The following is a 16,783-nucleotide window of genomic DNA, read 5'->3' on the forward strand; positions in this document are numbered from 1 at the left end:
TGAACCTTGTGGGAGCGAGCCTGCTCGCGATGGCGGTATGTCAGTCAACATATCTATGACTGTTACACCGCTATCGCGAGCAGGCTCGCTCCCACAGGAAACCTGTTGTGAGTATCAGATCACCTGCTTCTGCGGCTCCGGCAGGTGGCTCGCCCCCAACGCCGCCGGCAACAACCCCGCCCGTAAATCCGTGCCGCTGGGCTGTTGGTACAAGCTCAACCCGAACTCCGGCATCACCGCCAGCAAGTAATCGAAAATATCCCCCTGGATGCGCTCATAGTCGGCCCACGCAGTGGTGCGGGTGAAGCAGTAGATTTCCAGCGGGATGCCTTGGGCCGTGGTCTGCATCTGGCGGACCATGCAGGTCATGTTGGGCTGGATGTCCGGGTGGCTTTTCAGATACGCCAGGGCGTAAGCGCGGAAGGTGCCCAGGTTGGTCATGCGTCGGCGGTTGGCCGACATCGCTGCGACGTTGCCCTGGGCTTCGTTCCAGGCCTTGAGTTCGGCCTGTTTGCGGCTGATGTAGTCGGTCAGCAGATGAACCTGGGTCAGGCGCTGTTCTTCCTCGTCATGCAAAAAACGCACACCGCTGGCATCGATGAACAGGCTGCGCTTGATCCGTCGCCCGCCGGATTGCTGCATGCCGCGCCAGTTCTTGAACGACTCGGACATCAGGCGCCAGGTGGGAATCGAGACGATGGTCTTGTCGAAGTTCTGTACCTTGACGGTGTGCAGCGTGATGTCCACCACGTCACCGTCGGCCCCCACCTGAGGCATCTCGATCCAGTCACCGACCCGCAGCATGTCGTTGCTGGTCAGCTGCACGCTGGCGACGAACGACAGCAAGGTGTCCTTGTAGACCAACAGAATCACCGCCGACATGGCACCTAAACCCGACAGCAGCAACAGCGGCGAGCGGTCGATCAAGGTGGCGACAATGATGATCGCGCCAAACACATACAGCACCATCTTCGCCAGTTGCACGTAGCCTTTGATCGAGCGGGTACGGGCATGCTCGGTGCGGGCGTAGACGTCCAGCAAGGCGCTGAGCAGGGCACTGGTGGCCAGCACCATGAACAGGATGGTGAAGGCCAGAGCGACATTGCCCAGGAAAATCATGCTGGTCTTGCTCAGTTCCGGCACCAGGTGCAGGCCGAACTGGATGACCAGCGAGGGCGTCGTCTGCGCCAGGCGATGGAAAACCTTGTTATGACGCAGGTCGTTGACCCAGTGCAGGGCCGGCTGGCGGCCGAGCAACTTGGCACCGTGCAAAATCAGGTAGCGCGCCACGCGCCCGAGCACCAGGGCAATGACCAGCAGCAACAACAAGGCAAGGCTGGACTGCAGAAGCGGGTGCTGCTCAAGGGCACCCCAGAAGTCTTGAATGTTGACCCAGAGCTGTTTGATGTCCATGGACGAAACGGTTCTTCTATAAAAACGCGACGGTGCGATTAGAGCATTTAAGCCAGGCTAAGTGACCCTTGATGACGAATCGGCTCACAAAAAAGCCACTGATTAGCGCCGTTCGTATAAAGAAACTCGGCCTTCGCGCTCGAAACCGTTACCCTATGCAGCTGTTTTTTTGCATTTCTTCGAGGTAGCACCCGTGTTTTCCCAATTCGCCCTGCACGAACGCCTGCTCAAAGCCGTGGCCGAGCTTAAATTTGTCGAGCCAACGCCGGTGCAGGCAGCGGCTATTCCGCTCGCGCTCCAGGGGCGTGATCTGCGGGTGACGGCGCAGACCGGCAGCGGCAAGACCGCGGCGTTCGTGCTGCCGATCCTCAACCGTCTGATCGGCCCGGCCAAGGTGCGCGTCAGCATCAAAACCCTGATCCTGCTGCCGACCCGTGAGCTGGCCCAGCAGACCCTGAAAGAGGTCGAACGCTTCTCGCAGTTCACCTTCATCAAGTCCGGCCTGATCACCGGCGGCGAAGACTTCAAGGTCCAGGCCGCCATGCTGCGCAAAGTACCGGACATTCTGATCGGCACCCCGGGGCGGATGATCGAGCAACTGAACGCCGGCAACCTTGACCTCAAGGAAGTCGAAGTGCTGGTGCTGGACGAAGCCGACCGCATGCTCGACATGGGTTTTGCCGAAGACGTGCAGCGCCTGGTGGACGAATGCGTCAATCGCCAGCAGACCATGCTGTTCTCTGCCACCACCGGCGGGTCGGGCCTGCGGGAAATGATCGCCAAGGTGCTGAACAACCCGGAGCACTTGCAGCTCAACGCGGTCAGCCAGTTGAACGCCACGACCCGTCAGCAGATCATCACCGCTGACCACAACCAGCACAAAGAACAGATCGTGAACTGGCTACTGGCCAACGAGACCTACGAAAAAGCCATCGTATTCACCAACACCCGTGCCATGGCCGACCGCATCTACGGTCGCCTGGTGGCCCAGGATTACAAGGCGTTCGTGCTGCACGGCGAGAAGGACCAGAAAGACCGCAAGCTGGCCATCGACCGCCTCAAGCAAGGTGGCGTGAAAATCCTCGTCGCCACCGACGTTGCCGCCCGTGGCCTGGACGTTGACGGCCTGGACATGGTCATCAACTTCGACATGCCCCGCAGCGGTGATGAATACGTGCACCGCATCGGTCGTACCGGCCGCGCCGGTAACGATGGCCTGGCGATCTCGCTGATCTGCCACGGCGACTGGAACCTGATGTCGAGCGTCGAGCGCTACCTCAAGCAGAGCTTCGAGCGCCGCACCATCAAGGAAGTCAAAGGCACCTACGGCGGACCGAAAAAGGTCAAGGCCTCGGGCAAGGCCGTTGGCGTGAAGAAGAAAAAGGTCGACGCCAAGGGCGACAAAAAGAAAACCGGCGCCAAGGCCCCGACCAAACGCAAAATCGCTAATCGCCCGAAGACCGACGCCCTCTCGCTGGTCAGCAAGGATGGCATGGCCCCGCTCAAGCGGCGCAAGCCAGAGGCGCCGGCGGCTGAGTGAAACGGCGGTAGTGCTGCATAAAAAAACCGGACTTTGGGTCCGGTTTTTTTATAGGCGAAAATTACACTCCAGTATGCCCAGACCCTTGTGACGAGGAATTCCGCCCTGTGAGAGCTGTAGGAGCCTGTAGGAGCCTGTAGGAGCTGACGAGTGCAACGAGGCTGCGATCTTTTGATCTTTCGCTTGAGATTCAAGTGTCTGAGGGAAAGATCGCAGCCTCGTTGCACTCGTCAGCTCCTACAGGGCTCCTACAGGCTGCTACGCAGTCCAGCGGGAGTAGCGTTCAGGCATCACCCCGCTTTCTTCTCCGCATCCTTGAGCTCTTGAAGGCGCTCATCAATCAACTGGCACTTATCCGGCACATCTTTGCTGGCGGTCTCCAGGTCCATTGCCTGCAGTTCGTCATTGATTTCCTTGGCCTTGGCCGGGTCCTGCTCGGTGAGCTTGGTCACTTCCTGGGCCAGTTGTTCCCGCTTGGCGGTGGCTTCCTCGGGGGTACAGGTGGCCCACGCGGGGAGGGCGCAGGCGAAGGAGGCGGCTAGGGTCAGTTTCAAGAGCGCTTTCATGGCAGGGCCTCGTATTCCTTGTTGGGCTGATAAGAGGTTGAGGCCGCGCGAGGGGGGAAAGTTCATTGGCTGAGTGTCGCGAGGTGCGGCCGGCACTGTGTCTGTCCGTTGCGCAGGAGATTTCCGGGTGCTCATCAGACCTTTCGTACTCTCATACGAGAGGCGTCTGGTTTCAGATGAATGGTTTCGATAATAGCCTCACAGATCAAACAAATCATTGACGTCAAATTGATGGCTAATTAGTATCGCGCCACTATTTTGATATCGTTTTTGTAGAGGGATCTAACATGTCCTCACCCATGATTTGGGCGAGGTTGTGCGTAGCTTTGCTGTGCCTTTCTCCCCTGACACTTGCTCACGCCGCCCCCACCCCGGGCGAAACCGACCTGATTCGCGAACGTCAGAATCGTTTGCTCGAAGAACAGCGTCGACGCCTGGAAGAGCTCAAGGAATTACCCGGCAAGGAGGCAAAGTCGGCCCAGCCGACAGCGCCTGCCGATGCCCGATGTTTCCCCATCAAGACCATTGAACTCAAAGGTGCCGACAGTCTTTCCGCCGGCGAGCGCGAGCGGCTGCTCAAGCCTTACATCGGCCAATGCCTGGGCGTGACGCAGCTCAATGAACTGCTCAAAGTCATCACCGATCACTACATCGAAAAAGGCCTGGTCACCAGTCGTGCCTATCTGCCGCAACAGGATCTGTCCGGCGGTCATCTGCAAGTGCTGGTTGTCGAGGGACGGCTAGAAGGTTTGAAAGGTGCCGAGAACAGCCAACTCTCGGACCGTGAGCTGACGATGGCCTTTCCCGGCAAGACCGGCGAGTTGATCAACCTGCGGGAGATCGAGCAGATGGTCGATCAGCTCAATCGCCTGCCATCGAATCAGGCGAAGATGGAGCTGACTCCTGGCAAGAACGTCGGCGGCAGTGAAGTACGTGTCACCAACGAAGCGCAAAAGCCCTGGCGTGCCGGACTGTCGCGCAGCAACGACGGCCAGCGCAGTACCGGTGAGCAGCAGTGGGGCAGCAGCTTCGAGTGGGACAGCCCGCTGGGCCTGGCCGACCAGTTGATGTTGCGCGGCGGTCATGATGCGATGACCGACCATCAGCACACCTCCCGCAACGCCATGCTCTATTACAACCTGCCGTTTGGCTGGTGGAACCTCAGCTACACCTACAGCCAGAGCGAGTACCGCTCGCAAATCCCGGCCAACGGTTTCAACTTCAAGCAGACCGGCGACAGCCAGAACCATCAGTTGCGGGTCGAGCGGGTGGTTCACCGCGACGCTCTGAGCAAGACGTCCCTCAACACCGGCCTGGCCTACCTGCGCAGCAACAACTTCATCGAAGACAGCAAACTGGACGTCAGCAGCAATCGTCTGAGTGAAGGACAGTTCGGCATCAACCATGGCCGACGGGTCGGCAGTGCTTTCGTCAACCTGGACTTGGGTGTGCAGCAAGGCATCGGCGCCTTTGATGCCCAGGGCGATCACGATCCGGGTCCCGGTCAGGCCGACGCCCGTTATCGCAAATACACCGCCACCGTCAGCTACCTGCAACCGTTCAAATTGTGGGGTGAGTCCTTCAGCTTCAGCAGCCTGATGACCGGCCAGCGCAGCGAGGACGTGCTGTTCAGCCCCCAGCGCATGAGCTTGGGCGGGCAATCGTCGATTCGCGGTTACAAGGACCAGTCGCTGTCCGGCGACAGCGGTGGTTATTGGCGCAACGACCTGCGCTGGAGCCGTCCGGTGACCCTGGAGTGGCTGCGACCGGTGTTCGCTGAATACGGCACCAGCCTCGGTTACGACCAGGGCGTGATTCGCGGCGACCGCTACAACGGCGACCAGCACGGGCGCATGTCGAGCCACTCGCTGGAATTGTTCGCCCGCGGCCAGCACCTGAGCGCCAGCGTCACCTTCGCCCATTCCCTGGAACGCCCGGATGCCCTGACCGAGCGCGAAGCGCCGATCTACTTCCGCATGGATGTATTCCTCTAATTCCTGCTGCAACGAGACTCGATCATGGACGACCGTCAACACGCCTTCCTGGCCCGCCAGCCTTCTGCTGCCCTGCAAACCCGCGAACACTTCTGGGGCATGCCCAAGCGTGGCCTGGCGTTTCTGTTGGCCAATGTCATGTTCTGGCAACCGCTGTGGGCCCAGGCCGAGGGGATCGTCGTCAGCGCACCGGGCACCGGCCTGGACCGGGCCGGTAACGGCGTGCCCATCGTCAACATCGCCAAACCCAACGCCAGCGGCCTGTCCCACAATCAGTTCAAGGACTACAACGTCGGCAGCAATGGCGTGATCCTCAACAACGCCACCTCGCGCACCCAGTCCACCCAGTTGGGCGGGATCATCCTCGGCAACTCGAACCTCAACGGCGCGGCGGCCAAGACCATCCTCAACGAAGTCAACGGCGGCAACCCTAGCCAGTTGCGCGGCTACACCGAAGTGGCGGGGCAATCGGCCCACGTCATCGTCGCCAACCCCTACGGCATCAGTTGCAACGGTTGCGGTTTCATCAACAGCCCGAAGGTGACCCTGAGCACCGGCAAACCGGTGGTGGAAAACGGCCGGCTGGATCGCTACCAGGTGGATAAAGGCAGCGTTGCCATCGAAGGCGCAGGCCTCAACGCCAACAACGTTGATCACTTCGAAATCATCACCCGCAGCGCCAAGATCAACGCCGAGATCCAGGCGAAAAACCTGACGATTGTGGCCGGTCGCAATGACGTCAACGCGACCACCCTCAACGCCACTGCCCGGGCCGATGACGGCAGCGCCAAGCCGCAACTGGCTATTGATTCCTCGGCCTTGGGCGGCATGTATGCAGGCGCCATCAAACTGGTGGGCACCGAGGCCGGGGTTGGTGTGAAGCTGGACGGCAAGCTGATCGCCAGTGGTGGGGATATTCAACTTGATGCCAATGGGCATTTGAGCATGGTTGATACCTCAGCCACCGGCGCCGTCAAGATCAAGGTCGCCAGCCTCGACGCCCGTGGTCCGGTCTACGCCGGCACCACGTTGAACGCGCAAACCCAGGGCAACCTGACCAACCAGAAAACCCTCGTGGCGCGCAACTCCATCACCCTGAACGCCGGTGGGCAGTTGAGCAACAACGGCATCATTGAGGCTGGGGTCAATGCTGATAATTCGCGCAATGCGGCGGGGGATGTGAGCCTCACCGCGCAAAGTCTGAGCAACAACGGCAAGAGCATCGTTGCCAGCCGTAATCTGACGGCCAATGTTGCGCAGACGTTGAACAACCAGGGCGGAACCTTGAGCGCAGGGCAAACCGGCACGGTAAAAGCCGGGGCGTTGGATAACCAGAACAAGGGGCGGGTGCTGAGCAGCGGCGCGCTGAGCGTCGCCGCCGACAAGCTTCTCAACACCCAAGGCATCGTCAGCAGCAACGGCAACCTGACGGCCAAGGTCGGGCAGTTGAATAACCACGACGGCGAGCTTGGCAGCTTGAGCAGCGTCACGTTGCGTGTTGCCTCGCTGGATAACGTTGCGGGTCTGGTGGCGGCGGGGCAGTCCCTGGACATCACTGCCAGCGGCCAGATAAACAACCAAAGCGGACGCCTCACTGCGAGTAAAAACGCGCAATTGAGCGCCGGGTCGCTGGACAACCGCCAGGGATCGCTTTCTGCCCAACAAGGGCTGAACCTGAACCTGGCTGGGCAACTGCTCAACGCTTCGGGCAGCCTGATCAGCAGCGACACGCTGTCGTTAAAGGCCGGCCAGGTAAATAACGCTGCTGGCCGTATCGCCAGCGCAAAAGCGCTGGACGCCAGTGTTACCGGTCTGGATCAACAACAAGGTGAGTTGTTCAGCAACACCAGCCTCAGCCTGGACCTGAACCAGGGCCAGTTGAACAACCAGGGCGGCCTGATCAACGCCTCGGGTGCGTTGCTGCTGAGTAACCTCAAGGACGTCAATAACCAGAGCGGTGAAATCTCCAGCCAGCAAGCGTTCACCCTGGCGGCGCAGAACCTCGATAACAGCGGCGGCAAATTGCTGAGCAATCAAGGTCTGGTGCTCAGAACCGCCCAGCTCCTGAACAACGCCCGGGGTGTCATCTCGGCGGCCTCCGTGGACAGTCGCAGCGCCAGCCTGGACAACAGCGATGGCCTGATCAGCAGCCGCGGTCAACTCGACCTGACAGTCGACGGGCTGCTCGACAACCAGCGCGGCTCGCTGATCGCCGATGGCGCGATGCTGCTCGCCGCTGATCATCTGGACAACCGCGCCGGGAGCATCGCCGGCAAGACTGGGCTTGAGGCTACCGTCACCTCGCTGGATAACCGCCAAGGCACGCTGATCAGCACCGAGGCCTTGACGCTCAAGGCGACCAGTCTCGACAACCGTCAGGCCGGTTTGATCGGTGCGACAAAGGCGCTGGATCTCGACGTTGACGAACTCGACAATCGTGGCGGTGAATTGACGAGCAACGCCGACGTCACGCTGATCAGCCAAAACCTCGACAACAGCGATGGCGGCCTGGTGTACGCCGGGCAAGCGCTGAAGCTGACGGTGGACAAGCTGCTCAACCGCACCAAAGGCTTGCTCAGTGCCAAGACCGAATTGAGTCTGGACGGCGGCGCCCTGGACAACAGTGGCGGCGGCCTGATCAGCCAGCAGAACCAACGCATCAACCTCAGCCGCGATCTGCTCAACGCCCAGGGCCAACTCAGCAGCGAAGGCACGCTGAATGTCACTGCGGCCAACCTGACCAACACCAGCGGCAGTCTGTCCAGCGCCGCCGACCTCACGGTGCAAAGCCTGGGGCGTCTCGACAACCAGGGCGGCGAACTGGTCACCGACGGCGCGCTGCTGCTCACCAGCGCGGCGCTGGACAACCGTCAGCAGGGCAACATCAGCGGTAAAGGCGCGGTGAGCGTCACCACGGGTGCGTTCGATAACAGCCAGAGCGGTCGCCTCAACAGCGGCAGCACGCTGAACCTCGTGGCGGGCCAAGTCACCAATCAGGAGGGCGGGAGCATCGGCAGCCAAGGCGCGTTGACCGCGTCGGTGTCCAGTCTGGATCAGCAGGGCGGCAAGCTGTTCAGCAACACCTCGCTGAGCCTGGACTTGAACAACGGCCAGCTCAACAACCAGAACGGCCTGATCAATGCCCCCGGCGCGCTGTTGCTGAAAAACCTCAACGGCGTGAACAACCAGGGCGGTGAAATCTCCAGCGCCGAAGCCTTTACCCTCGCGGCCAAGAATCTCAACAACGACGGTGGCCGGTTGCTCAGCAGCCAGGGCCTGACCCTACGCATCGCCCAGGCATTGAACAACGTCAAAGGCCTGATCGGCGCGGCCACCGTCGATACCCAAGCGCAAAGCCTGACCAACAACAGCGGCACAATCACCAGCCGTGGCAACCTCGTCCTGACCGTCGATCAACAACTGGATAACCAAGCCCAAGGCCTGATCAGCGCCGCGCAATTGCTCACGCTCAACAGCGGTGATCTGAACAACCAGGGCGGCAGCGTGCTGGCAGGCGGTGCCTTGGTCCTCAACGCCATGGCCCTGAACAATAGCGCCGATGGCCTGATCAATGCCCAAGGCGACCTCACTCTTGGTGCCGATTCGCTGGACTCCAGTGACGACGGTGAAGTGTCGGCCAAGGGCGACATCCGCCTGACCCTCGCATCGCTGACTCAAAACGGCGGCCGCCTGTTGGGTGAAAAAGCCGTCGCCCTGAACCTGGGTAATGGCGACCTGAATAATCGCAATGGCTTGATCACCGCCAAAGGCCCGCTGACCTTCAACGCCCTGCGCGACCTGAACAACCAGGGTGGCGAAATCTCCAGCAGCCAAAGTTTCAACCTGGGCGGCCGGACGCTGGACAACAGCGGCGGCAAGCTGATCAGCAGCCAGAACCTGAGCCTCGACGGCAAAACCCTGGTCAACCAGAACGGCTTGATCTCCGGGTGGCAAGGGTTGCAGGTCAACGGCACCCACCTGGACAACCGCAACAACGGCACGCTTTCCAGCCGCAACGGTAACGTGAACCTGACGCTGCTGGGGAACCTGCTCAACAGCAATGGCGGTGCGCTGGTCAGCCAGGGCAGTCTCGGTGTGACAGCCGTTTCGGTGGACAACACCCAAGGCATTCTCAGCAGCGGCGGCGCCCAAGACCTTATCCTCAGCGGAGCCCTCGACAACGGCCAGGGCGGCCTGATCGACAGCGGCGCGGGCCTGACCATCAAGACCACGGCCCTGGACAACGCCAGTGGTGCCATCAACGCTCAACAAGCACTGACCCTTAACGCCAACGAACTGGATAACCGCCAAGGCAGCCTGATCGGTAACGCGGCGGTCAACCTGAACCTCAACGGTGCCCTCGACAACAGCGGCGCCAAGCTCGCCAGCGCCGGCCCGCTGACCGTTAAAGGCGCGACAGCGATCAACAACCAGGGCGGCCAAATCGCCAGCCAGGATCAAATGACCCTGACCACCGGCTCCCTGGACAACAGCAACACCGGCACCGTCGCCGCCAAAAACGCCCTGGCAATCACCGCCACTGGCGCCGTGCAGAACCATACCAACGGCCTCATCTACAGCCAGGCAGCCGACGTCACACTGAAAGCCGCGAGCCTGGCCAGCGGCAAGGGCGAGATGCAAGGCCAGACCGGCCTGACCGTCGAGCTGAGCGGTAACCTGGACAACCAGGGCGGCAAACTCATCGCCCAGACCGGCGATGTCAGCCTCACCGCGGCCAACATCGACAACCGCGGCGGAACGCTTGCCGCCCTCAAGGGCGCCCTTGAAGCGCGCACCGTGGGCGTGCTGCGCAACGGTTTCGACGTGGACAACAAGGGGGGTGTGATCCAGGCGCAGAGCCTGAACATTCGCGCCTTGGCGGGGCTGAACAACAACGGTGGGCGAATCGCGGCTCAAGCTGGCGATGTCGTCATCAACACCGCCGACCTGAACAACCGCGGGGGTGGTCTTTACGCCCAAGGCCAGGTGAGCATCAGCGCTGCCGACCTGGATAACGGCGCGGGTGGACAGGTGGCGGGCGAGACCTTGAATTTCACCCTCGGCGGCGTTCTGAGCAACGTCGGTGGCGTCCTCGAAAGCGACACCCGCATCGGCTTGAGCGCGGCCAGCTTAAACAACCAGAGCGGCCAATTGCGTACTCTGGCCAGCAGTGGCAGTACTCGCTTGCAAGTAACGGGTGTGTTGGACAACCGCAATGGCGTGATGGAAGTCGCCAACCAGGACTTGATCTTACAGGCCGGTAACTTCCTCAACACTGGCGGAAGCTTGCTGCATGGCGGTAAAGGGGATTTCCAGATTGACTTGGCCAACCTGGGCGGTGCCGGTGGTGACATTGTTACTCTCGGCGGCCTGACCCTGAGCGCCGCCAACTGGACCAACAGCAGCGTGGTCCAGGCCGCGCGGTTGAACATCGACGTCGGTCAACTGACGTTGACGGGCAGCGGCCAACTGTTGGCGACCGACAGCTTAGTGGGGCGTGGAGGCAACTGGACCAACAACGGCCTTATCGCCAGCAACGGCACACTGGATGTTGCCCTGACCGGGTTATACGCGGGTAGCGGCCAAGCCACTAGCGTCGGCAATCTCGGCCTGAGCGCCGCAGGTGTACAGGTATTAGGCGCTGGACGCATCGCCGGTGCGAGCGATGTGCAGGTCAGGGCGGCTGGCACGTTGCTCAACCAGGGGCGCATCACCTCGGCCCGGGACCTGACCCTCAATTCGGCCAATCTGAGCAACAGCGGCACGATTGGTAGTGCCGGCAAGCTTGACTTGGTCAGCCAGGTGCTGCGCAACGAAGGCGCCGATGCAGGTAGTCAAAGTTTGATTTCCAGCGGCGGCGACATGCGCCTGCTGGTTGGCGACTTCACCAACCGCTTCGCTACGGTGTATAGCCTGGGAGGTTTGCTGGTGGCTGGCGATGCAGCGCTCAATCGTGCCAACCGCATCGACAACGTATCGGCCACTTTGCAGAGCGGTGGGGCGATGGGGTTGTACGCCAACACGGTCAGCAACCGCAAGGACGCGTTCTCCGTCAGTGAACAGTTGCTTTCCGGCACCATCACTTATCAGTGTCTCAACTGTAAGGGACGGCACTACGACTTCTTCTATTACCTGACCGAAGAAATTGTGCGTTCAGTGCAGGCGGACTCCGCAGCGGCATCAATCAATGCTGGCGCTGCGCTGAAAGTGCAGTCGTCACTTTTTGAGAACAAGCACAGTACTGTCAGCGCCGCGTCGTCAATCGACATCCGCGCAGATAACTTCAACAACGAGGGGGCGTCCACCGAGAGCGTGCTGCGCACCCGGCAGTTCCGCAATCCCAACGACAGCGAGCGAAGCTCCGTCTGGGACAGCCTGACGCGTGAGGGCGGGGCAATTGCCGAATACGCCAAATACAACTCAAAGACCCAGTACGTCTACCAGCAAGAATGGTATGACCCCGACGGCAGTTACATAACACCGGTGGACCGAGCGAAACAGGACACCGGTATAGCCAACCCCAACTACCGGCCTAACTCAGGCTATGCAGTACCCAGCAAAATTCTGGGTTACACCCTGATCGATACACGCGAGACACAAACCAACACGGGCGTGGCCGCCAACGCCGTCATTCAGGCCGGTGGCGCGGTTAACATCACCGCCAGCCAGACGCTGGGCAACGGCGTTACGCGCCAGAACACCGGCTATTCCAGCCAAGCCCTGAGCGCGGCAAACACTCAGGCCGGCAGCCAGGTCAATCCCAATACCGCGCGCATTAATGCGCAGTTACCGCCAGACCTGGCCCAGCGTCAGGTCAACCCGCTGGACCTGCCAGGTTTCGTCCTGCCCACGGGCGGTAGCGGTTTGTTCCGTCTGAGCGCTCAAGCTGCGAGCCAGGCCAACGCCACTAGCGCCGCACCGTCGCCAGCCAGTTGGGCCTTGGGAGATGCCCGCATCGACCTCGCCCAGCGTCAGCAGCCTTTGGCGCAGACCGGCAGTCCAATCCAACTGAGCGGCGGCAATGGGCCGATCTTCCAGCCTGGCGCCTCAGCGATGCTGCCGCAGGTACTTCCCACAGCAGCACAGGGCGTCTCCAGCACGGTTCCCGTGGTCAATGCGCAGAGCATTGCTCGAGTGCAGGGCCTTCCAGTCAACAGCCGTGGACCGCAGCCGCATAAGTACCTGGTCGAGACCGATCCCGCATTGGCTGATCTCAAGCAATTCATGAGTTCGGATTATCTTCTGGACAAGCTGGGGTATGACTCGGACGCCAGCTGGAAACGCTTGGGCGATGGATTCTTCGAGCAGCAGATGATCCAGCAGGCGGTGACAGCTCGTACCGGTAAGCGCTTTATTGATGGCCAGACATCTGACGAGGCGCTTTACCGGTATCTGATGGACAACGCCATCGCCAGCAAGCAGCAACTGGGGCTGTCGATGGGCGTTACTCTGACCGCCTCTCAAGTGGCAGCTCTGACCCACGACATCGTCTGGCTTGAAGAGCACGAAGTCATGGGCGAGAAAGTGCTGGTGCCGGTGCTCTACCTGGCCCACGCCAACGACCGTCTGGCCCCAACCGGCGCGCTGATCGAAGGCCAGGATGTGAACCTGATCGCCGGTCAGAACCTGGAGAACAGTGGGACCCTGCGAGCCAAGAACAATCTGTCGGCCAGCGCCGGCCAAGACTTGGTCAACAGTGGTTTGATCCAAGCAGGCGGTCGCGTCGACTTGCTGGCAGGCAACACCCTGTTCAACGGTGCCGGAGGCATCATCAACGGGCGTGACATCAGCATGAATAGCCTGTTGGGCGATGTGATCAACGAACGTACCCAGACGGTGCAGAAAGGGGGTTACGTCGTTGAAGGCAGACTGGACAATGCCGCGCGCATCGAAGCGACCAACGACCTGACCTTCGGCGTCGGTCGCGACATGCTCAATATAGGGGGCGTGATGCAGGCCGGTCGCGATCTGGAGATTCGCACTGGGCGTGACCTGCTGATCGGATCTGCCGAACAGACCTACAGCTACCAGAACGGTACCCGCAATCGCAGTGAGTCCATCAAGCAGTCCGGCTCGCAGATCACTGCCGGTCGCGATCTGGATATGGGGGCAGGGCGGGATTTTGCCGCCATCGGTAGCAATCTCGAGGCCAAGCGCAACATTGCCATTGACGCGGTCAACGACATGACTCTGGCGTCGGCAGCCAACGAGGATCACTTCTACTCCAAGAGTAAAAAGGTCACCCGCCAGGAAGATCACGTCCGCCAGGTCGGCACTCAGGTGAATGCCGGCGGTGATGTTTCTATGACCGCGGGTGAGGATCTTCGCCTGATCTCCAGTCGCGTCAGTGCGGGTGACGAGGCTTATCTCTACGCCGGCGACCAGCTCGAACTGATCGCCGAGACCGACAGCGACTATTCGCTCTACCAGAAAAAGAGTAAGGGCAGTTGGGGGAAAAAGAAGACCAAGCGTGACGAAGTGACCGACGTGCGTCATGTCGGCAGCGCGATCACCACGGGCGGCGACCTGACTCTGGAGAGCGGAGGCGATCAGCGATACCAGGCGGCTAAGCTCGAAAGCGGCAATGACCTGACCGTCAGTAGTGGTGGCGACATCACTTTTGAGGGCGTGAAGGATCTGCATCAGGAGAGTCACGAGAAGAGCAAGTCCAGCGCAGCTTGGTTCAGCATGAAGGGTAAAGGTCGCACTGATGAGACCCTTCGCCAGAGCGAACTGACTGCCCAGGGCGATCTGGTGATCAACGCTGTGGGCAAGATCCACGCTGACGTGCGGCAGGTGAACAAGCAGACGGTAAGCGCGTCCATCGATGCAATGGTCCAGGCCGATCCAAAACTGGCGTGGCTCAAGGAGCTGGATGCGCAGGGCGATGTTGACTGGCGGCAAGTGCAGGAGGTCCACACCAGCTTCAAGTACGCGAACTCCGGTCTGGGCCCGGCTGCGCAGATGGTAATCGCTATTCTCATGACCGTCATGCTCGGCCCTGCGGGTGCAGGCCTTGGCGGCTGGGCCCTGGCAGGTGCGTCCAGCTTGGCAACCACCGGCACGGTTGCGACCATCAACAACAAAGGAGATATAGGCGCCGGTTATAAAGCCGTTCTTAGCAAAGATGGCCTTACTAACGCCGCGATCGCAGCCATCACTGCCGGTGTAGCCGAGAACTATCTTGGCGATATGACCATGACCAAGCAGGTCAATGGTAAGACAGTGATCGACTTGGGGTCGGTCGAAGCCGTTAGTCATTTTGCAGGCCAGCAGTTGATCAACAACGCATCCGCTGCTGCGATCGCCAAGGCTTTCGGTAGGGACGTTACGTTGGCGGGTATCCTCCAGTCGACGGTCTACAGCACTTTGTCGGCTTACTCTTTCGACCAGGTGGGCAACCTCTCGCTGAAGACTGGCAGCCCGGAGAAGATCGCTCTGCATGCGCTGGTAGGCGGCATGATCGCCGAAGCATCGGGCAGCGATTTCGCTGTGGGTGCGATGGCCGCGGGTGTGAACGAGACGTTTGCCAACCAGTTGCGGCGAATGTCGGCCCAGATGAATCCGCAGAACCGCGACCACCTGATGCTCATGTCTTCGCAACTGTTAGGCGTGGTGGCCGCTGCCGCCGTGGCTGGTGATGACGCCAATAGCCTGCAAACAGGCTCATTTGTGGCTGGCAACGCGACCCAGTACAACAACCTCAACCACCACGACATGAGTGACTTTGTCGGGGATATGAATGCCTGTGGTAGCAGCGAGACTTGTCAAAAGAACACGTGGGATGGGGGTAAGTACCAAGAGATCAGTGACCAAATCACCGATTGGTCGGAGAAGGCCGTCAGTGGTGCATTCGCGAAATCCTTGCTGACCTCGATCCAGGGCGGGCTGACCGCACTGAATGACCTTAATTGCACGACGGCGACTTGTACGCAATACAAGGACACCCTGACTGAGCGTGCGTTGAACGACCTGACGAACTTGGCGAAGGTTACTGACACGTGGGAAAACGCAACAAGCGTGGCCTCGTTGGTGATCCCCGGCGCCGGTGGCGCCCGTGGGCTTGCGGCTGAAGGTGGAGTTTCACCTAGGATTCAGGCGGCTCTTGATAAGTTTTTGGAGGCCAGGGCTACACGTGCAGGGAGGGCTCCGGGTAAAAATAGCAATTCTTGGAGCGCCGTCACCGACTCAGAGGCTGCGGTAAGCGGCTTGCCTAAAATCGGTTCATTGAAGGGGGAGGCGGAAATTCCCCCACCAAATGCTCCGCCGGATATGGTTCGATCTATTCAACGGCAGAACGAGGCTGCTAAAGCGTTTGCTAAAGCTGGGTATGACGTCGAGCAATTACCCAACCAAGGGAGTAAAGGCGAATCGCGTCCTGACCTTCGAATAAATGGAGAGCTTGCTGATGTATATTCACCTACTACGACGAGCGCCATTTCGGTGTTGAAAACAGTTGCTTATAAAGTACAAAAGCAAGCTGATAATATTGTCATCAATCTTGCGGACTCACCCTTGAGTATCGAGGCAATAGAGCAGGCACTTAAATTGAATCCTATTGACAAGCTGAAGCGATTGTTTGTGATGAAGGGAGACAATAAACGGGTATTTGAGGTCCAGCGATGACGATCACTATGTTCATGGAAATCGAAGCCGGCGCCTCGCTGGAAACTATTCGGCATGCTGTGGAAAAAATTGCAAGTGTTGTAACGCTGGAGAAAACTTACTTAGAAGGTTATTTTTCCGATTCGAATGGCTTCTTTTATTTCGAATTGGTTGATCCCCCCAGTGTTGTGTTTGCTGAGGGGTGGGGGGTTGATTGGCTAGTAGGTGTCATGGGAGCATTCCATTGCCCTCTACATAAACTGGAGCAGAGTTGGAAGGAGATAAAATATGTCATGGAGGAATTATCCTTGCGCTCTTCGATGCGATTTGTTCTATCTTTTCAATACGATAGCGTCTATGCGTTCAATGAGGGAGAGGGTGTTGTGTACAAGAAGAGTATGGTCATTTAATCAATAAAAAGGCGGCGGGAAAAAGGGAAAAGGAAAAAGGGGACACCCATTAGCCGGTCTCAAGTCAAGGCTAAAAGCCAACTCGCCCTGCAGCTTTTAACTGTAGGGTTTCCTTTTGTCTCAACCTGCTCGGTTGAACCCGTCGTACCCGTTTTCTCATCAATGGCTACGACCGAGTCGTGCCTGACACCCATATGGATCAAGCGGTAGCAACACAACACGCACCGCCCTGGCAGTGAACTGCCCCAGAGAAAC

At 59.6% G+C, this 16,783-nt stretch carries 6 protein-coding genes; 4 read left to right on the forward strand and 2 right to left on the reverse strand.

All coding sequences use genetic code 11. The features are described from left to right. Window positions 1–114: 114 nt before the first annotated feature. Window positions 115–1,413 carry a mechanosensitive ion channel family protein gene (locus tag BMY45_RS10870; protein WP_092397421.1) on the reverse strand — a complete coding sequence of 433 codons (1,299 nt, stop codon included), beginning with the start codon at window positions 1,411–1,413 and terminating at the stop codon, window positions 115–117. A 193-nt stretch (window positions 1,414–1,606) separates the two neighbouring features. Between BMY45_RS10870 and BMY45_RS10875 the strand changes: the two genes are divergently transcribed. Then, complete coding sequence (locus tag BMY45_RS10875; RefSeq protein ID WP_092397423.1) at window positions 1,607–2,953, forward strand: DEAD/DEAH box helicase; 1,347 nt, start codon at window positions 1,607–1,609, stop codon at window positions 2,951–2,953. Window positions 2,954–3,243: 290 nt separating this feature from the next. Here BMY45_RS10875 and BMY45_RS10880 read toward each other — a convergent pair whose 3' ends face one another. Next, window positions 3,244–3,519 (reverse strand): hypothetical protein, encoded by a 276-nt coding sequence (locus BMY45_RS10880; RefSeq protein WP_092397425.1) that lies wholly within the window; start codon window positions 3,517–3,519, stop codon window positions 3,244–3,246. 287 nt (window positions 3,520–3,806) lie between these two features. On the opposite strand from BMY45_RS10880, the gene BMY45_RS10885 reads away from it, so the two are divergent. From BMY45_RS10885 to BMY45_RS10895, 3 genes are read left to right on the forward strand one after another with little or no spacing between them, the layout of a single operon-like run. Next, window positions 3,807–5,513, forward strand: coding sequence for a ShlB/FhaC/HecB family hemolysin secretion/activation protein (locus tag BMY45_RS10885; protein ID WP_092397427.1), 1,707 nt, complete (start codon window positions 3,807–3,809; stop codon window positions 5,511–5,513). 24 nt (window positions 5,514–5,537) lie between these two features. Beyond that, on the forward strand, window positions 5,538–16,139 hold the full coding sequence (locus tag BMY45_RS10890; RefSeq protein ID WP_092397429.1) for a two-partner secretion domain-containing protein: 10,602 nt from the start codon (window positions 5,538–5,540) through the stop codon (window positions 16,137–16,139). 14 nt (window positions 16,140–16,153) lie between these two features. Beyond that, complete coding sequence (locus BMY45_RS10895) at window positions 16,154–16,528, forward strand: hypothetical protein (protein ID WP_143071627.1); 375 nt, start codon at window positions 16,154–16,156, stop codon at window positions 16,526–16,528. The last annotated feature ends 255 nt before the right edge of the window (window positions 16,529–16,783 follow it).

This window comes from Pseudomonas sp. NFACC39-1 (assembly GCF_900110355.1).
In the GTDB taxonomy this organism is placed as follows: domain Bacteria; phylum Pseudomonadota; class Gammaproteobacteria; order Pseudomonadales; family Pseudomonadaceae; genus Aquipseudomonas; species Aquipseudomonas tehranensis.